This is a genomic window from Citricoccus sp. (assembly GCF_032154715.1).
Classification (GTDB): Bacteria; Actinomycetota; Actinomycetes; order Actinomycetales; family Micrococcaceae; genus Citricoccus.
In genome coordinates this window covers 24,956-47,536 of sequence record NZ_JALDXU010000002.1, presented here as the reverse complement: position 1 = coordinate 47,536, position 22,581 = coordinate 24,956, and the positions used below count along the sequence as shown (strand labels likewise).

Annotated in this window: 21 protein-coding genes and 1 riboswitch; of the genes, 5 read left to right on the top strand and 16 right to left on the bottom strand. The window is 69.4% G+C overall.

The window, feature by feature from the left end; translation table 11 throughout:
* Positions 1 to 55: 55 nt before the first annotated feature.
* Both RUH65_RS00840 and RUH65_RS00835 read right to left on the bottom strand, forming a co-directional pair.
* Positions 56 to 1,126: an amidohydrolase family protein gene (locus tag RUH65_RS00840; RefSeq protein WP_313815274.1), complete on the bottom strand. Its 1,071-nt coding sequence runs from the start codon at positions 1,124 to 1,126 to the stop codon at positions 56 to 58.
* 43 nt (positions 1,127 to 1,169) lie between these two features.
* Complete coding sequence (locus tag RUH65_RS00835) at positions 1,170 to 2,219, bottom strand: ABC transporter substrate-binding protein (protein ID WP_313815272.1); 1,050 nt, start codon at positions 2,217 to 2,219, stop codon at positions 1,170 to 1,172.
* Positions 2,220 to 2,373: 154 nt separating this feature from the next.
* Between RUH65_RS00835 and RUH65_RS00830 the strand changes: the two genes are divergently transcribed.
* Complete coding sequence (locus RUH65_RS00830; RefSeq protein ID WP_313815271.1) at positions 2,374 to 3,132, top strand: IclR family transcriptional regulator; 759 nt, start codon at positions 2,374 to 2,376, stop codon at positions 3,130 to 3,132.
* Entirely contained in the window at positions 3,129 to 4,367 is a 1,239-nt protein-coding gene (locus RUH65_RS00825) for an MFS transporter (RefSeq protein ID WP_313815270.1), read from the top strand. Before RUH65_RS00830 ends, RUH65_RS00825 begins: the two co-directional genes overlap by 4 nt.
* Before the next feature lie 83 nt (positions 4,368 to 4,450).
* Here the strand turns inward: RUH65_RS00825 and RUH65_RS00820 are convergent, their stop codons facing one another.
* Entirely contained in the window at positions 4,451 to 5,605 is a 1,155-nt protein-coding gene (locus RUH65_RS00820; protein ID WP_313815269.1) for an MFS transporter, read from the bottom strand.
* Between the two features lie 186 nt (positions 5,606 to 5,791).
* Here RUH65_RS00820 and RUH65_RS00815 point away from each other — a divergent pair, with 186 nt between their 5' ends.
* Complete coding sequence (locus RUH65_RS00815; RefSeq protein WP_313815268.1) at positions 5,792 to 7,126, top strand: MFS transporter; 1,335 nt, start codon at positions 5,792 to 5,794, stop codon at positions 7,124 to 7,126.
* A gap of 22 nt (positions 7,127 to 7,148) precedes the next feature.
* On the opposite strand, the gene RUH65_RS00810 is transcribed toward RUH65_RS00815, so the two are convergent.
* The 7 genes from RUH65_RS00810 to hisD form a co-directional block, all read right to left on the bottom strand.
* Entirely contained in the window at positions 7,149 to 7,463 is a 315-nt protein-coding gene (locus RUH65_RS00810) for a hypothetical protein (protein WP_313815267.1), read from the bottom strand.
* A 71-nt stretch (positions 7,464 to 7,534) separates the two neighbouring features.
* Entirely contained in the window at positions 7,535 to 8,719 is a 1,185-nt protein-coding gene (locus RUH65_RS00805; protein WP_313815266.1) for an Ig-like domain-containing protein, read from the bottom strand.
* Between the two features lie 223 nt (positions 8,720 to 8,942).
* Entirely contained in the window at positions 8,943 to 9,947 is a 1,005-nt protein-coding gene (locus RUH65_RS00800) for an aldo/keto reductase family protein (RefSeq protein ID WP_313815265.1), read from the bottom strand.
* Between the two features lie 137 nt (positions 9,948 to 10,084).
* Positions 10,085 to 10,288, bottom strand: a complete 204-nt coding sequence (locus RUH65_RS00795; protein WP_115932123.1) for a cold-shock protein — start codon at positions 10,286 to 10,288, stop codon at positions 10,085 to 10,087.
* Positions 10,289 to 10,537: 249 nt separating this feature from the next.
* Positions 10,538 to 11,008 carry an RNA-binding S4 domain-containing protein gene (locus RUH65_RS00790; protein WP_313815264.1) on the bottom strand — a complete coding sequence of 157 codons (471 nt, stop codon included), beginning with the start codon at positions 11,006 to 11,008 and terminating at the stop codon, positions 10,538 to 10,540.
* Positions 11,009 to 11,098: 90 nt separating this feature from the next.
* Positions 11,099 to 11,644 (bottom strand): flavin reductase family protein, encoded by a 546-nt coding sequence (locus tag RUH65_RS00785; protein ID WP_313815263.1) that lies wholly within the window; start codon positions 11,642 to 11,644, stop codon positions 11,099 to 11,101.
* 73 nt (positions 11,645 to 11,717) lie between these two features.
* Positions 11,718 to 11,837: riboswitch (SAM riboswitch) on the bottom strand.
* Positions 11,838 to 11,926: 89 nt separating this feature from the next.
* Positions 11,927 to 13,234, bottom strand: a complete 1,308-nt coding sequence (hisD, locus tag RUH65_RS00780) for a histidinol dehydrogenase (RefSeq protein WP_313815262.1) — start codon at positions 13,232 to 13,234, stop codon at positions 11,927 to 11,929.
* Positions 13,235 to 13,337: 103 nt separating this feature from the next.
* Here hisD and RUH65_RS00775 point away from each other — a divergent pair, with 103 nt between their 5' ends.
* A complete protein-coding gene (locus RUH65_RS00775; protein ID WP_313815261.1) occupies positions 13,338 to 14,978 on the top strand; it encodes a mechanosensitive ion channel family protein in 1,641 nt (546 codons plus the stop codon).
* A 22-nt stretch (positions 14,979 to 15,000) separates the two neighbouring features.
* Here RUH65_RS00775 and RUH65_RS00770 read toward each other — a convergent pair whose 3' ends face one another.
* Genes RUH65_RS00770 through RUH65_RS00745 form a run of 6 tightly spaced genes read right to left on the bottom strand, consistent with a single transcriptional unit; the run spans position 15,001 to position 21,438 of the window.
* Positions 15,001 to 16,044, bottom strand: coding sequence for a zinc-binding dehydrogenase (locus RUH65_RS00770; protein ID WP_313815260.1), 1,044 nt, complete (start codon positions 16,042 to 16,044; stop codon positions 15,001 to 15,003).
* Entirely contained in the window at positions 16,041 to 16,724 is a 684-nt protein-coding gene (locus RUH65_RS00765) for an HAD-IA family hydrolase (protein WP_313815259.1), read from the bottom strand. Before RUH65_RS00765 ends, RUH65_RS00770 begins: the two co-directional genes overlap by 4 nt.
* A gap of 50 nt (positions 16,725 to 16,774) precedes the next feature.
* Entirely contained in the window at positions 16,775 to 18,469 is a 1,695-nt protein-coding gene (gene phnE, locus RUH65_RS00760; protein ID WP_313815258.1) for a phosphonate ABC transporter, permease protein PhnE, read from the bottom strand.
* Complete coding sequence (phnC, locus tag RUH65_RS00755; RefSeq protein ID WP_313815257.1) at positions 18,466 to 19,308, bottom strand: phosphonate ABC transporter ATP-binding protein; 843 nt, start codon at positions 19,306 to 19,308, stop codon at positions 18,466 to 18,468. Before phnC ends, phnE begins: the two co-directional genes overlap by 4 nt.
* Positions 19,309 to 19,321: 13 nt before the next feature.
* A complete protein-coding gene (locus RUH65_RS00750) occupies positions 19,322 to 20,266 on the bottom strand; it encodes a phosphate/phosphite/phosphonate ABC transporter substrate-binding protein (RefSeq protein ID WP_313815256.1) in 945 nt (314 codons plus the stop codon).
* Between the two features lie 50 nt (positions 20,267 to 20,316).
* Positions 20,317 to 21,438, bottom strand: coding sequence for a TIGR03364 family FAD-dependent oxidoreductase (locus RUH65_RS00745; RefSeq protein ID WP_313815255.1), 1,122 nt, complete (start codon positions 21,436 to 21,438; stop codon positions 20,317 to 20,319).
* A gap of 305 nt (positions 21,439 to 21,743) precedes the next feature.
* Here RUH65_RS00745 and RUH65_RS00740 point away from each other — a divergent pair, with 305 nt between their 5' ends.
* Positions 21,744 to 22,499 carry a GntR family transcriptional regulator gene (locus RUH65_RS00740; RefSeq protein ID WP_313815254.1) on the top strand — a complete coding sequence of 252 codons (756 nt, stop codon included), beginning with the start codon at positions 21,744 to 21,746 and terminating at the stop codon, positions 22,497 to 22,499.
* Positions 22,500 to 22,581: the final 82 nt, after the last annotated feature.

The following is a 22,581-nucleotide window of genomic DNA, read 5'->3' as shown; positions in this document are numbered from 1 at the left end:
GGGGTGGGTGCCGGGCGAAAAGACCCACCCAAACTCGACTCAAAGCGTGTGCGAGTCAGGAACCGAGGTCCAGGTTGAACACCCGGGTGGCGATGCCCTCGAAGAACTCGAACTTCTCCTCCGCCGAGATCGGCAGCTCGTCCTGCAGGGCCACCTCGGAGGGCTCGTATTGGTACGGGTAGTCCATGGCGTACATGACCCGGTCGGCGCCGACCATCGTGCGCACGAACATCACCTCGTCCTGCCAGGGCATGCCGCTCGTGGTGATCCAGACATTGCGGCGGATGTACTCGGAGGGCTTCAACGGCAACGGCTTCACATGCGGGTAACGGCCCGTGGCCACCTGCTTGCCGTACATGTAGTCGATCCGGTTCAGCCAGAACGGGACGGCCTCGCCGAGGTGGCCGACCACCATGGTCAGGTTCGGGAAGCGCTCGAACACCCCGGAGACCACCAGTCTCATCAGGTGTAGGCCGGTCTCCACCCCGAAGCCGTACATCGATCCGTCCAGGCCTCGGTCATGCAGCGGCTTGAACAGGCTGGCTGAGGGGGCATTGGGGTGCAGGTAGACCGGCACCCCGAGCGCCTCGGCGGCCTCGTAGAAGGGCAGGAACTCGTCCGTGTCCGTGTACCGGTCCCGCACGTGGGAGTTCAGGATGGCGCCCTTCAGGCCCAGTCGCGTGACGGCCCGCTCGAGCTCGGCGGCGCCGGCGTCGGCTGCGCTGAAGGGCACGGCGGCCAGCCCGGAGAAACGGTCGGGCCGGTTCCGGACGATCTCGCCGAGCTGGTCATTGGACAACCGGGCCAGGTCGGTCGCCTGCACCGGCGGCAGCGGATTGGTGCCCGGGGCGGTCAGGGACAGAATCTGATGGTCGACGCCGGCCGCGTCCATCTCCTGCAGGCGCACCCCCTCGGTGTCCGTCATGCGCTCGCGGATGAACCGCGGACGGTCTCCGTCGTTGAGGACGTAGTAGCCCATGAGGCTCATGAACCCCGGATCGTCCTCCGGGTGGTCGCCGAGGATCCCCCGGAACAGGTCGAACATCTCCGGCGGGGCCCAGGCCTCCTCCGTGGCGATGCGCCGGTAGGGGCGGGGCGCGGGGCTGGCGGTCGTGTCACTGGTCATGTGCGGGTGTCCTCGGTTCTCTCAGGGGGGTGGAAGGGACGGCTCAGTCGGTGGGCGCGGTGACGATGTCCTCGACGCTGATCTCCTCGTCGATCAGCCCGTACCGGACCATGCGCTCGTTGAGGAACTGCAGGGTCTCCAGATCCACCGAGGCGTCCCAGGCGGGCAGGTGGATCTGGTCGGCGAGGTCGGACTCGATCGTGGTGACGTCCGGCAGCGCCTCGCGGAAGGCATCCGGATCCTCGGCGATGGCCTGTCCGGTGGCGCTGATGCCCCGCTGGAACGCCTCCACCGTCTCCGGGTTCTCGGCGACGTACTCCTCCGAGGTCATGTAGGTGCCCACCATCATGTTCGGACGGGATTCGGCGTAGGGGCTGGCGACCTCGGTGGCGCCCTGGTCCACGGCCATGGTGACGAATGGTTCGATCAGCAGGGCCGCGTCGACCTGTCCATTGGCCAGGGCCGGGAGCATGTCCGAGAATCCCATCTCGGCGAACTGGACCTGGGTGCGGTCAGCGCCGGCGTCCTCCATCAACGTCATGATGACCACGTCGTTGATGTTCTCCAGCGTGTTGACGGCGATGGTGGCGCCCTCCAGGTCTTCGGCCTCCTCGACCCCGCTGGACGTGGAGGCCATGATGCGGGCGAAATCGTCCCCGGGATCCTCCATGGTGCGGGTGCCGGCGGCGACGATGGTGATGGGAAGGCCCTTGCTGGCGGCCAGGATGGCACTGACGGTGTTCGAGCCGGCGAACTGGGTCTCTCCGTTGACCACGGCCGGCACGGCTGCGGCACCGCCGATGCTGACATCGACCGTGACGTCCAGGCCCTCCGCCTCGAAGTAGCCCTCGTTCACCCCGTACTGCAGGAAGGCCGAGGGCATGCCGGCGGTGTCCGCCACCCGGACCTCCGTGGCGCCCTCGGCCCCGCCCGTTCCGGTGGCGGTGCCCTCGGCCGGCGACCCGGTGCCGGACTCCTGGCCTGAGGTACCGCCATCGCCGCAGGCGGTCAGCAGCAGGGGTGCTGCCAGCAACGGTGCCAGCCACCGGCTGCGGCTCCGGGTGCTCGTCCTCGTCCTCACGGTGGTTCTCATGCGGGCTCCTTGCTCGTGCTGATTTGGCTGTCCCAGTTGCTGTGGATGACGTCGGTGTTTCCAGAAGCGTAGGATGCAGGAGCGCTAGGCGGAACGACTAGATTAAATGTTCTGCTGTAGCGAACAATGTGCGCCCAGGGACGAGGAGAAGGCGATGACGGAGATCAGGTCCGTGGTCCATGCGCTGACCGTGGTGGACCGCGTCATGGCGGAGGGCGGCGTCCGCGTGCGGGAGATCGCGGAGGACCTCGGCATCGCCCCGTCCAGCGCCCACCGCCTCCTGGGGACGCTGGCCTCGCGGGGCTATGTGGTCCAGGATCCCTACAGCCGCGTCTACCGGCCGGGCGCCGCCCTGCTCTCCCTGGCCGGTGGGGTGGTGGAGAACCGGGAGATCCGGCGGGCTGCCCACCGGCCCATGGAGTCCCTGGCCGCGGCCACGGGGGAGTCGGTCTCCCTGTCCGTGCTGGTCCGTTCCGAGGTCGAGTTCGTCGACGGGATCGAGTCCACCCACGTTCTCCGCGCCTCTCCTCGCATCGGTGCCCGGATGCCGGCGTACGGCACGGCCGGAGGCCGGGTGATGCTGGCGGACCTGGCCCCGGCCGACGTCGCCGGTATGTTCGGTGGCGGTCTGAAGAAGTTGACGGACCACACCGTGGACACCGTGCCGGACCTGGCGGGGATGCTGGCTAGAATCCGACTGGCCGGTTACGCGGTGTCCCGCGGCGAGAGCACGGAGGGGATCTCCGCCATCGCGGTGCCACTGCGGGATCTCACCGGGCGCACCGTGGCCGGCCTGGCCGTCGTGGCCCCCACGGAGCGGCTGCCGGACGCCGGGCTGTCAGTCCTCATCGACCAGCTCCAGCAGGCCGCCGAGGCGTTTTCCACAGCTCTAGGGAATCGAGGAATGGAGTGAGCCAGTCAAGGCCGGCACCGGAACCCGAGGTGCCGAAGGCCGGCGCGGCGCTGCTGACCGTGCTGCTCATCGCCATGGGTGTGGGCCCGCTGCTCAACTACGGGCTCTCGGCGACCTCGGACCTGTTGATCCGGGAGCTCGGGGTCTCGGCCGGCCAGTTCGGCCTCCTCGTGACGGTGTTGTTCGTCAGCGCCGCCGTCTCCTCCATGGTGATCGGGCGGCTCGCCGACGTGCTCAGCATCCGCAGCCAACTGGTCTTCAACTACGGCGGAACCGTGCTGGCGCTGCTGGTCTCGGCCCTCGGCCCGCAGTACTGGACCCTGATCGTGGCCTGCGTGCTCGTCGGCCCGGCGCAGGTGATCGCCAATCCGACCACCAACCGCGTCATCTACTCGTCGGTGCCCGCCATCAAGCGGGCCGGGTGGATCGGGGTCAAACAGTCCGGGGTCCAGGCCAGTCAGCTGGTGGCCGGGCTGCTCTTCCCGGCCGCGGCACTCTGGGCCGGTTGGTCCGGTGCTGCGCTCGCCGCCGCCGTGGGGGTCCTGGCGCTGCTGTGGTGGTCGCTGCGCCACATCCCGCCGGAGGACCCCACGGACTGGTCGGCCGTCCGTGCTGTCCTCGCGGACCGGTTCCGGCGCCGGCGACCCGGCTCGACGGCGTCCCTGCCGGTCCAGGTCTGGCTGTTCACCGCCGTCGCCTTCTTTTCGGGCATGGGCACCCAGGCCACCAACGTGTACCTGCCGCTCTTCGCGGTGCGGGACCACGGCTACAGCCTGCTCATCGGCGGCCTCGCCGCCGGGCTCTCCGGCGTGGTGGGCGTGGCCAGCCGCATCTACTGGGGCCGTGCCCTGGGCGCCGGGCGCCGGCCGGGCACGCTGCTGCTGCTGATCTCCTCCGGTGCCCTGCTCGGGATGGCCTGCATGGCCACCTCCTCCCTCTGGGGCCAGCCCGCCCTGTTCTGGGCCGGGGTCGTCCTGCACGGGTTGACCGTGCTGGGCACCAACGTGGTCGTCAATGCGGGGACCATGCAGGCCGTGGACGCCACCCGGATCGGCGCGGCCAGCGGGACCACCACCATGGGCATGTACGCGGGCTTCGCCGTCGGGCCCGTGGGGATGGGCGCGATCGTGGAGCTGACCGGCGGATTCGTCCTCGGCTGGGTGCTGGTCGGCGTGGCCTATGCCGTCCTGCTCGGCCTGGCCGTGGCCATGGTCCGCACCACCGGCCGGGGCTGACGAGTCTTTCGGCGGCTCCACCACGCACTACCGCAGTATTGCGGCCGACGTGGGTCTGCTGGCGGCCATCATGGCGCTGCTGATCACTGGGGCACGCTCGGTGCTGTGGGGCCGCCGGCGCTGCGGCGGCCGTGGGCGAACCAGTAGACCAGCATGGTCAGCAGCAGGAACCCGGACAGCATCAGGAACATCCCGGAGAACCCGGTGACCGGCAGCAGGGCACCCAGCAGCACCGGGCCCACGCCGGTGCCGATGTCCAGCATGAGGAAGTACGTGGAGGTGGCCACGCCGATCTGGAACGGCGGCACCACGGTGGCCGCCACCGACTGCAGCGAGGTCAACAGGGCCCCGAAGCCGAGCGCGCACAGGGCGGCGGCCACCAGGAACCCGCCGTTGGCCGGCCAGAGGGCCAGCACCGCCATGCCGGCCACGAAGCACGCCAGCAGGGGAAACACCACCGCGTTGTCGCCATGACGGTCCTGCAGGGTCCCCACCACGAAGCGTGAGAGGACGAGGACCACGGCGTAGACCATGAAGTAGGCACTGGCGATCGTGGAACTGATGCCCTGTTCCTGGGCGTAGCCGTTGAGGAAGGCCAGCACCCCGGAATAGGCCAGCCCGCCCATGAGCATCACGAGGGACACGGGCAGGGCCTTCCAGGAGATCACGCCCCGCACGGTGAACCGCGGGGGCCCGGCGACCTGCTGGTGATGCTGAGCCCGCGGCAGCCGCACCACCAGGCCGGCCACCAGGCCGCAGACGGAGAAGGCCGTGCACAGGTAGAACAGCGAGTCGAAACCGAACCGGTCCGTGAGCTGGAAGGCCAGCAACGGCCCCAGGGCGGTGCCCACCGTGGTGGACGTGCCGAACCAGCCGGTTCCCTCGCTGCGGCGCGCGGGCGGGATCATGCCCTGGACCGCGGTGGCGAGCACCGTGTTGGCCGCGCCGAACGCCAGCCCGTGGACCAGACGGACGGCGATCAACAGACCGAGGCCATCGGCCACCACGTACAAGGCCGAGGCGACGAGGAAGAGCACCAGACTTGTGACGAGGACCCTCTTGCGCCCGATGATCTCCATGGCCTGGCCGGTGACCAGGCGGGACACCACGGCGCCCAGGACGAAGGCACTGACCGCCAGACCGGACAGCATGTCCGTCGCCTGGAACTCGTTCACGGCGTAGAGGGCCATCGCCGTCACCAGCAGATAGAACACCATGGCCAGGAACAGGTTGGTCACGGCCGAGAGGATGAAGTTCCGGCTCCATAGCAGCCGCGGAGGCGGCGGGACGCTGGACGCGGAGGACACGGAAAAGACCGGCTTTCTGAGGTGTGGAGAGGGGCCTCGGCGAGGGCAGGGCCGTCATCATTCTAGTCCGAGGCCATGGAGCCGGCCCGGGGCCGGGCGAGGACTACTCTGGAGATCATGGCAAACCGCGGAAACCTGACCTGGCTCTGGGTCATGATCGCCGCAGCCGTCCTCACGCAGACCGCCCTGAACCTGCTGCGGCCCGTCACGAGCTACAAGCTGTTGGCCCTGGGCGCCGGAGAGACAACGGTCGGCCTGGCCACCGCCGCGTATGCCATCCTCCCGTTGGTGTTCGCGATGTCCCTGGGACGGCTCAGCAGCCGGTTGCCCACCCTGCGGGGCATGATCGCCCTGGGGGCGCTGGTGCTGGGACTGGGCGGCGTCGGACTGGCCTTCGGCTCCACCGTCGCCGTGCTGATGGTGTCCTCGGCCGTGCTCGGCATGGGCCACCTGCTGTTCACCATCGCTGGCCAGACCGTGATCGGCCGCCGGTCCGCCCCGGAGAACATGGATGCCGCCTTCGGGTGGTTCACCGCCGCCTTCTCCGTGGGACAGATGTCCGGACCGCTGATCTCCGGGCTGATCCTCGGCAATGCCACGCTCAGCGAGGCCACCCACAGCGCGGAGTTCGCGGGCCGGATCGACGGGGCCCTGTGGCTCGGTGCGCTCTGCTCCCTGCTCGCGGTGCCGGTGATGTACCTCATGCGCGCCGACGGCGGCCGCCGCACCCGGCGCCTGCCCGCGGAGCCCACGGAGGAGCCGGGGGACCGGGCCCATGGCTTGGGAGACGAGAACGGCGGACCGGCGGGGCCGGCGTCGGACACCGAGACTGCCGCGGCTGCGGGCGACGAGGGCACGGCAGGGCCGGGGAAGCCGACGATGCTGGCCATCTGGCGGGTCCCCGGGATCCCCTCGCACATGATGGCGTCCCTGGCCCTGCTGGCGATGCTGGACATCCTCACGGCGTTCATGCCGCTGGTCGGTGAGGCGGCCGGGGTCTCACCGTTCTGGGTGGGCCTGTTGCTGGCCGTCCGCGGCGGCGCCTCGTTCGTGTCCAGAATCGTGCTTCCCTGGATGTCCGGGCGGTGGGAGCGGCACCACCTCGTGCTCGTGTCCCTGTTGGCATCCGCCGTGGCCCTGGGCTTCGTGCCGCCGGCCCTGGAAGGGTGGCACGCCGTCTGGCTGGCCGTGGTGCTCATGGCCGTCGGTGGTTTCGCCCTGGGCATCGGGCAGCCGCTCACCATGTCCTTGGTGTCCCAGGCGGTGCCCCCCACGTGGCGTGGACCCGCCCTGGCGTTCCGGCTGGTCGGCAACCGGGTGGGGCAGGTGGCGATGCCGGTGGTGGCCGGCCTGGCGGCCGCACCCCTCGGGCCTGCCGGTGGCATCTGGTGCGCCTGCCTGATCCTGGCCGCTTCCGGCACGGAGCGACTGGTCTCCGGCCGGAAGCGCTAGCAGGGTCTACGCCGGATCGGTTCTAGGCGGTGACGTCTGAGCCTTCCTCGTCCTCTTCCTCGTCGTCCCGGCCGGCCCACTCGGAGTCCTCGTCCGGTTCGGCGGCGCCGCCCGAATCATCGGAACTGCCCTCCTGATAGTCCGGGACGCCGTTGTAGTCCTCGTCCCCGTCCAGCAGGAAGGTGTCCCGGCGCAGCGGGTCGATCGCATCCAGTGATTCCGGGTCATCGGAGGACCCGTGGTCCGTGGTCCCGTCGCGGCCGTCAGCCGGCTGCTCCAGGTCGTTCTCGGGTTCTTCGATGAATTGCTGTTCCAGATCGTCTTCGTAGCGGGCCAACTCGAACCTCCTGAATCTCGGGCGGCCCTCCGGCGGACAATCCGTCCGAACGGCCGCATCGTCCGGTCAGTCTAGTGCCGACGGCCGCCGCGGGGCAGGGCCGCCAGGGCGAGTGCGATGAGGGCGATCATCATGAAGCCCACCCCCGCGAACAGCCACAGGGTGGCCCCGGTGTGCGCGCTCCGCTCGGCGGCCGCCACGGGCTCCGCACCGCCAGCGCCATCGGTGGCTTCACCGCTGGAGCCGGCAGCGCCGTCAGCGCCGTCGGCAGCGCTGCCGGTGCTGTCCCCGCCGGGGAAGTTTCCGCCGCCGGGACGTGACGTCATGCCGGCGGAGATACCCGCGATCAGTTTTTCGGCATCCGCCACGGCCCGGACCGGGCCTGCGATGGCGGTGTCCCTGATGAGGTTGCTGAGCTTCTGCGCGCTCGGCGTCTCGGCCGCGGGTGCGGAAGGTGATCCGGTACCGTCCGGTGTCTGGCCGTCGGACCCACCGCTGCCGCCCGAGCTGTCGCCATCCGAGTCGCTGCCACCCGTCTCTCCGGGGGCCGAGCCGTCCGGGTCGGTGCCGTTGCCGCCGTCTCCGTTGCCGGACGTCCCGGTGGGCGCGCCGCTGGTCGGGGTCGAGTCGCCTGGCGTGGTCGGGTTCTGGCTCGGGCCCGCCGTGGGGGTCGACGTCGGAGCCTGGGTCGGGGTGCCCGACCCGCGGGTCGGCTCGGGGTTGGGCTCCGGGGCGGAACTCGTGGGATTCGGGGTGGGGTCCGGACTCGTCGGCGTGGGCGTCGGAGTGGGGGTTGGTGTGGGAGTCGGGGTGGGAGTGGGGCTTGGCCCGGTCTGCACCAGGATCGAGATCTCGCACTCGGACGTTCCGCCCCGTCCATCATCCGCGGTGACGATGACGCCGTCGGTGCCGTCGGCGTCGGTGGGCGCCGTGTACGTCACCACGTGTCCCTCCACCGTGGCCTGGCCGCCGAGCCAGGACGTCCCCGCGCTCAGGGTGATGGTGTCCCCGTCCGGATCGAGGACATGGATACGCACGGATTCCGTGTCTCCGGCCTCGGTGACGAGACCGGGGCAGACGATCTGCGGAGGCTGGTTGGCGCCGGAGGGGGGCGAGGACGAGGGGGAGGGCGATGGGGGCGCGGGAGCCGCAGACTGCGTGGGATCCACGGAGTCGCTGGGGGAGGGCGTCGGGGTGGCGAGAGCGGTGCCGGCCAGTCCGACCAGTAACACCAGGGTGCCGGCGGTGGTGGCCACGGAGCGTCCGAGGAGTGGGAAAGATCGGCTCAGGGAGGCGTGGCCAGGAGAGCGTCCTGCCGTGGTGGTCATGCTCCGCCCCCCGTTGGTTGGCACTTGACCCCGTGTTGCCCGCCCCGTCCAGCAGAACGGGCAACACCGGCTAACTGTGATCATACCGTGATCTACTGGGATGTCCACATCACGGAATCGTCACGGTTAGTGGAGTCGTGCCCCCGCCACGTCAGACGGCGCGGCCCTCGGGGACGGACACGAGCGAGGGGTCATCAGTGACGACGTGGCCGATGGCCGCGTCAATGGCACCGAGGGTCGCCTGGTCCAGGGTGAGGTCCAGGGCCTTGACGTTCTCGGCGATCTGCTCGGGGCGGGACGCTCCGACCAGGGCGCCGACCACGTTGGGGTTGGACAGGACCCAGGCGATGGCGAGCTGTCCCATGGTGGCGTCGAGGCCGTCCGCGATGGGGCGCAGTTTCTGGACGGCGGTGAGGACCTCGTCCGTCATCTTGCTGGCCATCGAACGCGCTCCGCCCTTCTCGTCCGCTCCGCGGGAGCCCTCCGGAGCCTGCTGGCCGGGCAGGTACTTGCCGGTGAGGATCCCCCCGGCCATGGGAGACCAGACGATCTGGGAGAGTCCGAGGTCCTCGCAGGCCGGGACGACCTCCGACTCGATGACGCGCCACAGCATGGAGTACTGGGGCTGACTGGAGATGAGCTGGAATCCGAGCTGCGCGGCCATGGCATGGGCCTCGCGGATCTTGTCCGCCGGCCATTCGGAGACGCCGATGTAGAGGGCCTTGCCGGCGCGGACGATGTCCGCGAACGCCTGCATGGTCTCCTCCAGCGGGGTCTCCACGTCGAAGCGGTGGGCCTGATAGAGGTCCACGTAGTCCATCTCCAGGCGCCGCAGGGAGCCGTTGATGGACTCCATGATGTGCTTGCGGGAGAGGCCGGTGTCATTGGGGCCCTTGGGACCGGTGGGCCAGTAGACCTTGGTGAACACCTCGAGGGACTCCCGGCGTTCGTTCTTCAGGGCCTTACCGAGGACGCTCTCCGCCTTGGTGTTCGCGTAGGTATCCGCTGTGTCGAAACTGGTGATGCCCTGTGCCAGGGCCTCCTTCACACAGGCGTGGGCCGTCTCGTTCTCGACCTGGGAGCCGTGGGTGAGCCAATTGCCGTAGATGATCTCTGAGATCTTGAGGCCGCTGTGGCCCAGGTAGCGAAATTTCATGGTTGTACCCTAAACCGGATTTCACCGGATCTCGCCATCGTGGTGCGCTGACATGGCGCGTTGGTCACAGCAGAACGGCCACCGTCCCCGGGGGGAGGGTGGCCGTTCTGGAGCCTGAAGGGTTCAGGCGAGCTCGGTCAGAGCGGGCGGACTGCAGCGGCCTGCATGCCCTTGGGGCCCTGCTGGGACTCGAACTCGACCTTCTGGTCTTCCTGCAGTTCGCGGAAGCCGTTGCCTTCGATGGCGGAGAAGTGAACGAAGATGTCAGCGGACTGATCGTCCGGGGAGATGAAGCCGTAGCCCTTCTCTGCGTTGAACCACTTGACGGTACCGGTAGCCATGATGGGCCCTTTCCTGAGGTTGTAAACCCGTCGGTCTTCCAACGGGGGCGAAGCGGCGTGTGCGAAACCGCTTCCTACAACGCCCCGAGCGGCCCGAGGGCCAACCGGTCCGCAGTGGTGACGGACTTACTGCTACTACTACTTCTGTGACACATAATACGGGAGATGACGCGGAACAGAAGCCCCAAATTTTCCTGGGTGCGCATTCTTTTCCCGGTGTTCATCTGGGTCCGTCACCGGTCCGGGGCATCACCCGGGATCGAGGCGGTGATCGAGACGTGAGTCAGGGTCCTGCTCTGGGGCGGCACGGTTGCGGAGCCGGTCCAGCTGGCGCCGGTCTCGCTTGGTGGGCCGGCCTGTGCCGCGGTCTCGGCGGGGCACGGCCAACAGTTCCCGGGGTACGGGTTCCGGGGAATGATCGAGGTAGTGCCGGACCGCCTCGGGAGCGCCGACCCGCTTGGCCACCAATCCGGTGACCTCAAGGATCCGCTCGCGGCCCGGGAGGCGCAACCGGATGGTGTCGCCCGGCTTGACCGGCTGGGCGGCCTTGGCCGGCTGCCCGTTGAGGCGGACGTGACCGGCCCGGCACGCCGTGGTGGCGGCCGACCGGGTCTTGTACATGCGCACGCCCCAGAGCCAGGCATCCAACCGGACCGGACCGGCCGGCGTCGCGCCCGGGCCTGAACCTGGACGCCGCGCGGACGGGGTGGCGGAAGGCATGCCGGACATCTTACCTCCGCGCCCAGCGCCGTCCCCGGGATCGCTATGCGGGCAGAAAACAGTACTCTTCTCTGCCCGCAAAAGGAGGGGCTACTGGTTGCCCTCGGCAGTGCGCAGGTTGCGGAAGGCCGAGCGGTGGAACACGATCGGCTCGTGCTCCGCGGAGTGGTCGTGCACCCCGTGCACCTCGAGCAGCACCATGGTGTGGTCACCGGCCGGCAGCTCGGAGTAGACGGTGGTGTCCAGCCACAGGGCGGCGCCGTGCAGGAAGATCGCTCCCTCGTCCGTGGTCCGGAGGTCCAGGCCGGCGAAGCGGTCCCCCTCCTTGGAGGCCAGCTGACGGCAGACGCTGGTGTGGCCCTCACCGAGGATGGAGATCCCGATCCGCTCGGCCCGCTTCAGCCGGGGCCAGGTGCGGGAGGTGTTCTGCACGGCGAAGGAGACCAGGGCCGGTTCCAGGGAGACTCCGACGGTGAAGGACGAGGCCACGAGGCCCTCCTTCTCCCCGTTGGCGACGCCGGCGAGCGCGGCCACGCCGGAGGGGAAGTGGGAGAAGGCCGAGCGAAGAGTCGGGGTGTTCAGCTCGCGATCGAGGTCGGCGGTCTGCTGCAGGTCGTGGGTAGCCAGGGCGGTCATGGTGGGTCCTCCGTCCGAAGGCGCATCTGCACGGCGGTACGCCACGGGAACGTCCCGATCGGCACCAGCAGAAACGCGGTACTTGCCTGCCGGGGCATCCGGTAGGCCGAATCCTCACCTGGAGCACCCCACTACTGCGTGAAGAGGGTTGCCGTCCCGCAAGCCAGGGCTGTAACAGCGGGAACTCGTGATTCTGGGTCCACACTAACGATGGACTTCCGGAGCGGTCAAAGGATTTCTCGGACTATGAACCCGCGTGACCGTCGCCGCGGGAGCCGCGGGTCAGCGGAAGCGCAGGGAGACGGCTTCACCGTGGGCCGGCAGCCCCTCGGCCGTGGACAGGGCGGCGATCTTGGTGTCCAGTTCCTTCAGGCCCGTCTCCGTGTAGCGGATGAGCTGCTGCAGGCGCAGGAAGCTCACGGTGTTCAGCCCGGAGGAGTAGCGGGCGGAGCCGCCGGTGGGCAGCACGTGGTTGGAGCCGGAGGAGTAGTCACCCAGCGGCACAGGCGAGTGCGGGCCCACGAACACGGCGCCGGCATTGGTCACCCGGCGGGCCGTCTCCAAGGGGTGTGCCGTGTGGATCTCAAGGTGTTCGGCGGCGTAGGCATCGGCCACGGCCAGTGCCTCGTCCATGGTCCCCACCAGCAGGATCCCGGATTGCGGGCCGCCCAGGGCCTGGCGGATCTGCTCCTCGTGGAGGCTGCCCGGCACCTGCCGCTCGATCTCGGCCGCCACGTCGCGGGCCAGCTCGGGCGAGGTGGTGATGAGCACGGAGCCGGCCATGGGGTCGTGCTCGGCCTGGCTGATGAGGTCGGCGGCCACCCACCGCGCATCGGCGGTGCCGTCGGCCAACACGGCGATCTCGGTCGGCCCGGCCTCCGCATCGATGCCGATGGTGCCGAGCAGGGCGCGCTTGGCGGCGGCCACGAAGATGTTGCCCGGCCCCGTGACCATGTCCACGGGAGCACACAGGCGGGTGCCGTCGTCGTCCGCCACGCCGTAGGCGAACATGGCCACCGCCTGGGCGCCGCCCGCGGCGTAGACCTCATCCACGCCGAGCAGCGCGCACGCCGCGAGGATCACGGGGTGCGGCAGGCCGCCGAAGTCCTTCTGGGGCGGGGAGGCGACCGCGAGCGAGGCGACCCCGGCGGCCTGGGCCGGGACCACGTTCATCACCACGGAGGAGGGGTAGACGGCGCGGCCGCCGGGAACGTAGAGGCCCACGCGGTTCACCGGGACCCAGCGGTTCTCGACGACGGCGCCCTCCCCGAGCTCCACCGTGGACCCCGCGGGAATCTGGGCGGCGTGCACCTTGCGGGCGCGGTCGATGGACTCCTCGAGGGCGGAACGGATCTCGGGGTCCAGCGACTCGAGCGCCTCGGAGAGCTTCTCGGCCGGCACGGCCAACGACGGCGGCCGGACGCCGTCGAACTGCTCGCCGAGATCCAGCACGGCCCGGACCCCCTCGGTGCGCACCCGGTCCAGGATCGGCATGACCTTGGGCACGGCGGCGGCCACGTCGGTCTCGGCGCGGGGGAGCACCGTGGCGGGATCGTAGGTGCGGCCGCGCAGGTCCGTGGTGGCAAGCATGGGGTGGCTCCTGTGATTCCGAGGGTTCGGCTGGTTCCGGTGGTCCAGCGTCCATTCTCCCCCCGTTCAGGAACGACGGAGAACCAGATGACAGACTGGGGCCATGCCGAGTTCGTCCTTCTTCACCGATCTGTTCACCGCGCCTCCCTCCAGTCCGTTCGCCTCGCTTCTCGCCTCCGGGACGGGAACGGACTCCGCATCGACACCCGATCCGAGCGGAACCCCGGAGAACATGCCGGACACCGTCCGCGAAGGGGCCGAAGGGGCCGTGGACTCGCTCGGACCGTTCTGGGGGATGCTCTCCACGGTGGCGATCTCCGTGGCGTTCGCGCTGGCCGTGCTGGTGGTCGCCTGGCTGCTGGTCAACGCGCTGCTGCGCCGCAAGCCGCAGCTGCGCAGCCAGGTCGCCCGGTGCCGGGTCCCGGTGGCGCTCGCCGCGGTGCTGCTGGCGGTGCGGATCGCCCTCGGGCTGACCGCCGCCACCTATGCCTGGTTCAACGGCGTGAACTTCCTGCTGATGGCCGGCATCATCGGCTCGCTCGCCTGGCTGGCGCTGCGAGTGGTGCGGATCGTCGAGGAGCGATTGCTCGGCAAGTACGCCTCGGAGGGGGTGGACGACCGCCGGGACCGCAAGATCCGCACCCAGACCGTGCTGCTGCGGCGCGTGATCCAGGCCGCCGTCATCGTCATCGCCGTGTCCATCGTCCTGCTGACCATCCCGCAGGTCCGCGCCGTGGGCGCCGGCCTGCTGGCCTCGGCCGGCGTGATCTCCGTGGTGGCCGGCCTCGCCGTGCAGTCCACCCTGACCAACGTGTTCGCCGGCATCCAGCTGGCGTTCACCGATGCGATCCGTGTGGGGGACGTGGTGACCGCGGACGGGGTCTACGGCACCATCGAGGACATCACGCTGTCCTACGTGGTGGTCAAGATCTGGGACGGCCGCCGGGTGATCTACCCCTCCAGCCACTTCACCACCACGCCGTTCGAGAATTGGACCCGCACCGGTTCCGCCCTGTCCGGGACCGTGGAGATCGACGTGGACTGGCGGGTGCCGGTGGACGCCACCCGCGAACGCCTCAAGGCCTTGCTCGCCTCCACCGAGCTCTGGGACGGCAAGGACAGCACCATCCAGGTGAGTGAGGCCCTGGGCGGCACCGTGAAACTGTGGGTGGCGGTCTCCGCCCGCAATGCCGGCGACCTGTGGGATTTGCGCTGCCTCGTGCGGGAGGACCTCGTCAACTTCCTGCGCAGCGAGCATCCGGAGGCGATCTACGCGCAGCGCTTCGCCGAGACGCCCGTGCACGCGCCGTCCCTGGCGCCCGTCGGCGCCGAGTCCGGTACAGGCGAGTTCCGTGCCGTCGAGCCCGGCACGGAGGTGCCGGTGGGGCAGGATCACGACGGCGGCGCGTCCGGTGGCGTGTCCGGTGGCGCGAGCGGATCCCAGCCGCGGACCCCCACCAGCCCCCTGCCGCAGGTCCATCCCGCGACGGGCCAACAGCCGACCACCGGCGCCACCGCGGCCGTCACCGGCTCCACGCCCCTGACCCGGTCCAGCGACGACTCCACGGTGTTCACCGGCTCCATCACCGCGGTGGAGCGCAATCGCGAGTTCGCCGGCCCGGGCGAGGCGGCCTTCGCCGAACGCAAGGAGAAGGCCGCCGAAGCCGCTGACTCGGAGGGTGTGGATCCCGAGACGGCTGACGCCGAGGGTGCGGAGCCCGAGGAGGGCAACCGGCGGCTCTAGCCAGGGGAGGACGCCCTCGCGGCTAGAGGGTCACCACAGTGCGCAGGCGCTGCACGTCGGTCCTGCGGAACTCGGCCGCCAGCTGGTCTGCGCAGATGGGCCCGTCCAGAAGGTCGTCCCAGGGCAGGGTACGCCCGGCCGACCCCAGGAAGTCGACCGCCTCCTGCAGGTGGCGTGGCTCGTAGTTGTGGACTCCGGTGATGGTGCGCCATCCACGCACCATCCATTCAGGATCCACCTCGACCGCGTTCACGGGGGCAACACTTCCGGCCAGCACGGCGGTGCCGCCGATGCCCAAGGCCTCGATACAGGTCTGGATGCCGGCACGTGCCCCCGAGAGTTCGAGGGACACGTCCACGGTGCCTCGATTCCCGGGCTCGGACCCGGGAGGTCGGGCCACGGCACCGAGACCCTCGGCCAGCCGGCGGCGGTCTGCGTTCGGATCCACGGCCATGACCTCGGAGGCACCGCGGTCGACGGCCGCGGCGACCGCCACCAGGCCCAGCATGCCGACCCCGTTGACCAGGACCCGGCGGCCGCGCAACTCACCGGCACGCTCGAGGACCGCCATCACGGTGGCCACCGCGCACCCCGCGGTCGCGGCCACGCCGTCCTGGAGGATGGCGGGTGCCTTGACCACGGCCTGGCCGCTACGCAGGAGGATGTGGCTGGCGTAGGTTCCGGACAACGGCCACTCGCCCTCGAACGGCTCATGACCGGCCTTCTGCACGCTGGTGCACTTGGCCGTGAGGCCTCGGAGACACGGCTCGCACTGCCCGCAGGAACTCGTGACGCCGAAGACCACACGGTCACCCTGACGCAGGGGTGAGCCCTGGACGGTGTGACCACCTCGCGTGGAGAGGACCACTCCCACGCCCTCGTGCCCCAGCACAGAGGGGCAGGCCGAGGAACGGCGCCCGCTGACGGTGTGCCGGTCCGAGCCGCAGACGGTGGCAGCCGTGAGCCGCACCAGGGTCTCTCCGGGGCCAGGCTGGGGCATCGGCACCTGGACGGACTGGAATTCCGCGCCGCCGCGCCAGAGGACGGCCGTGGCCGCCTCCCTCACCGAGAGGCTCCGGACATCACGATATGCGCGGGCAGGTCCGCCACGGATGCGAGGATGAGGTCGGCTCCCAGCGCTTCGAAGTCGGCGCGGGACAGGTGCCCGGTGAGCACGCCGATGGAGGTGACGCCCGCGCGTCGGGCCGATTCCACGTCCGCGGCGGTGTCACCGGCGCTGATCACGGCCGCGGCCTCGGACACCCCGAGGCGTTCCATCACGGCCTGGATCAGGAACGGCTCGGGACGGCCGGCCGGGACCTCGTCACCGGCGACGGACAGATCGATGATTCCGGACCCGCTCCAGCCGATCGCGTCCAGGACCAGATCGGTGATCTCGCGGGAGAAGCCGGTGGTCAGGCCGATCTTGACGCCGCGCTCCTTGAGGTCTCGCAAGGCCTGCTCGACTCCGGCCAGCGCCACCGGGGGCTGCTCGGTGTAGGTTCGGCGCAGTTCGGCACGGAACCACATCCAGGCCTCCTCGACGAGGGACTCGTGGGCTTCCAGCCCGCCGAGCTGCAACAGGTTCCTGATGGCCCAGCGTTTCTCGGTGCCCATCCACTGCTGGAATTCCTCATCCGAGTACTGCGCGCCGAAACGCTCGGTCGATGCGCGCAGGACTCGATAGACCTCGTCTCGGTCGTTGACGGTGGTGCCGGCCATGTCGAAGATGGCGAGTTCAATCATGGTGTTCTCACTTTCTGGTGGGGGTGGATTCGGGGTGTCTGCAGGGGTCATCAGCGGACGGCCCGGCGCAACCACATGGACAGGGCCTCGACCGCCAGGACCACCACGACCATGAGGATCAGGATCAGGGTCACCACGTCGAACTGATTCACGCGGGAGGCATTCAGGAGCAGGAAACCGATGCCGCCGGCGCCGACGACACCGAGGAGGGTGGCGGCGCGGATATTGGAGTCCAGCAGGTACATCGTGTGGGCGATGAACGCCGGAGCGGCCTGCCGGAGCGTCGCGGCGAAGAAGACCTGCGCCTCAGAGGCCCCGGCGGTGCGCATGGCGTCCTGGACCTCGGTATCGGTCTCCTCCAGGGAGTCGGCCACGAGCTTGGAGAGCAGACCCACCGCGCCCACGGCCAGGGCCAGGGTGCCAGCCACGCCGCCGAGTCCGGAGATGACCACGAAGATGATGGCCAGGATCAGCTCCGGGATGCCCCGCACCACCACGATCAGGACGCGGAAGAAGGTCCTGACGGCCTGATTGGCGACCACGTTGTTGGCGGCCAGGATGCCGATCGGCACAGCCAGTACCGCACCGATCAGGGTGGAGGCCAACGCGATCTGGACGGTGAGCAGCAACTGCTCCATCAGGCTGTCCCACGTGCCACCGGCGGAGGGCGGCAGGAACAGGCCGAGGGTCTCGGGCAGGGACAGCAGCCCCTGCCACAGGGTTTCCGGGGAGATGTCGACCCGCCAGAGGGAGGCGGCCAACAGAACGAGGATGAGCGCACCGGAGAGGAACCGCTGGGCGCGTGCGGCCGTCCAGGGGGGAGTCAGCCGCACCGTGGCACGCGCGCCGGCCGCACGATCAGCACCGGTGGCGCCGGCGGCGAAGAGCTTGTCAGACCAGGTGCCCCCAGTCACCGCGCGACCGGATCGTTTCATGATCGCGGCCCGGATGGCACCGGAGAGCAGTTCGATGGCGATGCACAGGCCGAGCACGAGCAAGGCCAGTGCCATTCCCCGCTGGTAGTCCAGAGTCCGCAGCGCGTCCGCGATGGCGAGGCCGATGCCGCCCACACCGACGTAGCCGAGCAGCACGGAGGTCCGCAGGTTGATGTCGAAGCGGTGCAGTGCCGTGGCCACCATCTGCGGCAGGAGCACCTGCGGGATGGCCGCGGCGATCTGCTGGCGGCGATGCCCGCCGGCAGCTTCGATCGATTCCCGCGGGCCGTCGTCGAGCTCCTCGATGGCGTCGGCGTACAACTTGGCGATCATGCCCACCGAATGGATGCCCATGGCGAGGATTCCTGCGGTGGCGCCCAGACCGAACAGGCGCAGGAACACGATCGCCAACACCAGGTCGGGGACGGCCCGGGCCAGGACGATCAGCGTGCGTGCGATCCCCTGGGAGAGGCGTCCCGTGGCAGTGGCCCGGGCCGCGGCCAGGGCCAGCGGAACGGACAGGACGACGGAGAGGAAGGTCGCCAGGAACACGATGGCGAGGGTCTCGAGGACCATCCCCATGGTCTCCGCCAGCGGAGGGAAGTCCAGCGGGAACATCCGCTGAGTGAAGGCCACGGCATTGTCCAGGGAGCTGGCGATGGCCTGGACATTGATGCCCACCGCGTCCACCGACCAGATCCCGGCCGCCAGCAGCGCTATCAGGACCACGGCGGGGGCTACATTCTTCGGCTTCGGTGCGGGCCGGCGAGGGAGGTCGACGGGAGGTGCCGGTGCGGTCACGGTGTTCATGCGTGGCCTCCGTGCGCAGGGCCGCCCGGTCCGACGCCGGACACGCTGGAGTAGATCTGTGAGACCTCCGCGGCGTCCAACCCCTCGGTGGACTGATCCAGCACGACCCTGCCGCTGCGCAGCCCGACGATGCGCTCGGCGACATCGACGGCGAGCTGGACCTGGTGCAGTGAGGTGATGACCGTCAGGCGGTTCTCGGCCGAGATCTCCTGGAGCAGGGACATGACCTCGCGGGCCGAGACCGGGTCCAGCGAGGCCACCGGCTCGTCGGCGAGGAGGATCCGGGGGTGCTGCATCAGTGCCCGGGCGATGGCCACACGCTGCTGCTGCCCGCCGGACAAGGTGTCGGCACGCTGGAAGGCACGATCGGCCAGGCCCACGCGATCCAACTTGTCCAGAGCCTCATGACGCACCGCCTTCGGGTACATCATCAAGGACAGCCGGGGGCCCTTCAGAGACCCCAGACGTCCGGTGCACACATTCTCCAGCACGGACATGGGCCCGATGAGGTTGAAGTGCTGAAAGATCACCCCGACCTCGCGGCGGAGTGACCGCAGGGAGTCGCCGCGCAGGGAGGCCACATCCTGGTCGAGGACGCAGACGGTGCCGGCGGAAGGCCGCTGCAGTCCGTTGAGATGCCGGAGCAGGGTGGACTTGCCGGAACCGGACAAGCCCAGCAGTGCGGTGATGGCCCCGGTGTTGAACTCAAGGGAGACATCGTCGAGGCCGAGCACCCCGCCTCCGAAGTCCTTGGTCACGTTCTGCAGACGGACGGCGGTGCCTGGGGCCGAGTCGAGATGGCGGGCGGCGCGGTCCAGGGTGGTGTTCTGGGCAAGCATGGCCGGGATCCTGTCAGTTGACGCTGTGGCAGGCGTCTGCGTCGGTGGCGGCGCAGATCTCGCGGATGGCATCGAAATCGGAGTCATCGACGGGCAGGTAGCCGTACTCGATCTCCTCGGGCAACTCGCACTCGTCTTCCGAGGTGCAGATGCCGGCCTCCACCAGTGCCGGCTTGTTGCCCATATCGCGGATGGCGGTGGTGATCTGCTCGGCCACGTCGGGTTCGATCGTGTCGAGGTTCAGGGCGATCGGATCCTCGGTGATCGGCTCCGACTCCCACACGGGGCGCACGGCGCCCTCCTCGACCTGACCGGAGGTGACCAGCGTGTTCAGCATGGTGTCGTGGGCGAAGGCGGCCTCGCAGGCACCCGAATCCAAGGACAACAGGGAGGCATCGTGTCCGCCGGCCAGGACTGCTTCGAGATCGGCGTCGAGGTCGATGCCCTCGTCCAGCAGCCCCTTCATGGGCACCAGATACCCCGAGGTGGAGGCGACGTCCACGAAGCAGACCTTCTTGCCCTGCAGATCCGCCAGGTCCTGGATGTCCGAGTCCGCGGCCACGTAGGCCAGTGAGGTGTAGGCCGGTGCCTGGTCCTGGTCGCTGGTGGGGGCGGCGACCGGACTGAGGTTCACGCCGGAATCCTTGGCGATCACGTAGGAGAAGGGGCCATAGGAGGCGATGTCGATCTGGCCCGCGCGCTGGCCCTCGATGACGGCCGCGTAGTCGGAGGCGTTCTGGAACTCGACGTTGATCCCGGTCTCCTGTTCGATCAGCTGAGCGATGTTGGAATAGTCGCTCTCCAGCGAGGCGGAGGATTCGGCCGGTATGGCGGCGAAGGTCAGGGTCTCGGTGGGCCCTGATGAGCCACAGGCGGCGAGAACGGGAAGGGAGGCCGCCGCAGTGGCGGCGATCACGGCGGTGCGGAGGGTGCGGGAGCTACGGCGGGCGTTCTTCATGGGGTGCCTTTCGGGGTCGGAAACAGTCGGAAAACTGGGGGATGGAACCGTCAGAATCCGGGGACGGACTCTCCGGAGAGGATGAGGTCGGCGATGCCGAAGGAGAGGGTCATACCGATGCCGGACGTCACCACGGCAACGGTGGTGCGATCGTCGGGACGCTCGAGGATGAGGTTGGTCGAGGCGCTGTCGGCATACCGTCCGAGCCACCGCTGCCGGACCACCGGCGTCTCGATGCCCAGGATCGCGCCGGCACGGTCGAGGAGGAGGCGGGCCACGTCCTCGTCGATGAAGGGCTCCGGACTGTGCGCATAGGCATGGCTGTCCCCGATGAGGAGGCCGTCCGGGATGCCGGTGACCATGAGGTTGGCGATGCACCCCACGAGGTCGGGCTCCCGCTCGACGAGTTCACGGCGCAAGGCGCCGCTGGAGGGCATGGCGCCGAAGCCGTCGTACCGGGCCAGTGAGGTACCCGTGAGCAACGCCAGGTCCGCCGGAACGGCCGCGGGCCGCTCGATGAGGGACATGACCAGGGTGCACACGCGTACTCCATGGCGTGCTGCCACCTCGGGGAAGAGCTGCCCGAGCTGGTCTCCGGGGCACGCCACGACCTGCCGGGCCGTGTAGTCGCCGCGGCTGGTCTGCACGCTCCCGTCCGCGAGGGCGGTGACCCGGGTCTCCCAGACGAAGTCGACGCCCCGGGCGGACAACCAGCGGGCCACGGCAGGAGCCACCTCGCGGGGATTCACCCGCAGGTCCAGGGGGAGGTGGGCGCCCCCGATCGCCGGTAGGCCAGGATGTCCGATGCGTCCGGCCACGTCGTCACGCGCGAGGAGACGGACCTGTTCCGGGCCGCGGTGCTCGGCGAACTCGCGGAGCACCTGATGCTCGAGCTCGGTCATGGCCGGGACATGGGTGCCGGATTCAGCGGCCCAGAACCCGACCTCGCGGGCGGCCTCGAGCCAGCCGGACCGCGCTCGCTCGGCGACGGGCTGGATGAGGTCGTCCTGGCCGGTGAAGCAGGCATGGCCGAAGTTCTGAATCGAGGCCCCGACGGGACGGTCGTTGCTGTCGATCACGCGGACGATCTGGCCCTGTTGGTGCGCGCGGTATGCCGTGGCGAGACCGATGATCCCGGAGCCGATCACGAGGAGGTCGGAGGAGTTGTCCATACAAATGATCGTAGGGACGCTGGGACGCCAGAATGACCATATATAGACAAGTTTGACGACTGTTCACCGGATGGACACCCTCGAGAAAACCCCAGTCTGAAGGCCGTTTCAGCCTCGCCGGTGGACACTCGGTGATCGGGATATGATGGCCCTATAGCGCGTTTCGATGATGTATAGATAGGCTTCATTCGTGGGCCAGCCTCCTGGACGGCGAGACAACGCCACTCGAGGAACCCACGTGACCACCGCACCCGGGGCCGCCGGCATCTTCGCCGGACCCTGCTGAGCTCGAGGGGGAGCCCGAAGTGACGACGACTGCCGCACGTCAGCAACATGAGGAGATCGCCGCCTATCTCCGGAGTGCCATCCACCGCAAGGAGTTCGTTCCGGGAGACCCGCTGCCCTCGGAATCCGAGCTCTGCGAACGGTTCAATTCCTCCCGCGGGCCGGTCCGCCAGGCCATGGCCACGCTGCGCACCGAGGGGCTGATCACCTCCGGCCGGGGACGGAGGTCGACTGTTCTGGACGATGTCCCCACCCAATCCTTCGACGGGGTGATCTCCTACTCCGAGTGGTGCCGTCAATCGGGCTTCGAGCCGGGGCAGGCCACCCAGACCGTCACCCGCGGCCCGGCGTGGCCCGCTCTCGCCGCGTCGCTGGAACTGGACGTCGGCGCCCCGGTGGTCTCGGTCTTCCGCCTGCGACTCCTGGACGGGGCGCCGGCCATGGTCGAGCGCCTCAATTACCCCCTCGAGGTGGGGCAGCATGTCCTGTCCTTCGACACGGACTCCGGGTCCATCTATCAGCGGCTGATCGAATCCGGGGTGGACATCCACCATGCCACCCGGACCATCGACGCCATCGGCGCTGACCAGGATGATGCCGGCCTGCTTCAGGTCCCGGTGGGGACGCCGCTGCTCCGGGTGCGCCGCCGGGCCTTCACCCGCACGGGCGCCCCGGTCGAGGCCTCCGATGACAGGTATCTGCCCGGGACCGCCAGCTTCACCCTCACCGCCACCCGCGGCAATCCCTCGCCGCTGACCATGGTGTCCGCCCGATAGCGCGAGGCCTGGTGCCCGGGGACGCGGTCTGCCGGTCTTCGGGCCTGCTGGACAGCCGGCCCATGCGACCCGTCCGGACCGG

Coding starts and splice junctions, on each gene's coding strand:
- RUH65_RS00840 (WP_313815274.1), bottom strand. CDS start 1,126: ATGACCAGTGACACGACCGCCAGCCCCGCGCCCCGCCCCTACCGGCGC.
- RUH65_RS00835 (WP_313815272.1), bottom strand. CDS start 2,219: ATGAGAACCACCGTGAGGACGAGGACGAGCACCCGGAGCCGCAGCCGG.
- RUH65_RS00830 (WP_313815271.1), top strand. CDS start 2,374: ATGACGGAGATCAGGTCCGTGGTCCATGCGCTGACCGTGGTGGACCGC.
- RUH65_RS00815 (WP_313815268.1), top strand. CDS start 5,792: ATGGCAAACCGCGGAAACCTGACCTGGCTCTGGGTCATGATCGCCGCA.
- RUH65_RS00800 (WP_313815265.1), bottom strand. CDS start 9,947: ATGAAATTTCGCTACCTGGGCCACAGCGGCCTCAAGATCTCAGAGATC.
- RUH65_RS00795 (WP_115932123.1), bottom strand. CDS start 10,288: ATGGCTACCGGTACCGTCAAGTGGTTCAACGCAGAGAAGGGCTACGGC.
- RUH65_RS00790 (WP_313815264.1), bottom strand. CDS start 11,008: ATGCCTTCCGCCACCCCGTCCGCGCGGCGTCCAGGTTCAGGCCCGGGC.
- RUH65_RS00785 (WP_313815263.1), bottom strand. CDS start 11,644: ATGACCGCCCTGGCTACCCACGACCTGCAGCAGACCGCCGACCTCGAT.
- hisD (WP_313815262.1), bottom strand. CDS start 13,234: ATGCTTGCCACCACGGACCTGCGCGGCCGCACCTACGATCCCGCCACG.
- RUH65_RS00775 (WP_313815261.1), top strand. CDS start 13,338: ATGCCGAGTTCGTCCTTCTTCACCGATCTGTTCACCGCGCCTCCCTCC.
- RUH65_RS00765 (WP_313815259.1), bottom strand. CDS start 16,724: ATGATTGAACTCGCCATCTTCGACATGGCCGGCACCACCGTCAACGAC.
- phnE (WP_313815258.1), bottom strand. CDS start 18,469: ATGAACACCGTGACCGCACCGGCACCTCCCGTCGACCTCCCTCGCCGG.
- phnC (WP_313815257.1), bottom strand. CDS start 19,308: ATGCTTGCCCAGAACACCACCCTGGACCGCGCCGCCCGCCATCTCGAC.
- RUH65_RS00750 (WP_313815256.1), bottom strand. CDS start 20,266: ATGAAGAACGCCCGCCGTAGCTCCCGCACCCTCCGCACCGCCGTGATC.
- RUH65_RS00745 (WP_313815255.1), bottom strand. CDS start 21,438: ATGGACAACTCCTCCGACCTCCTCGTGATCGGCTCCGGGATCATCGGT.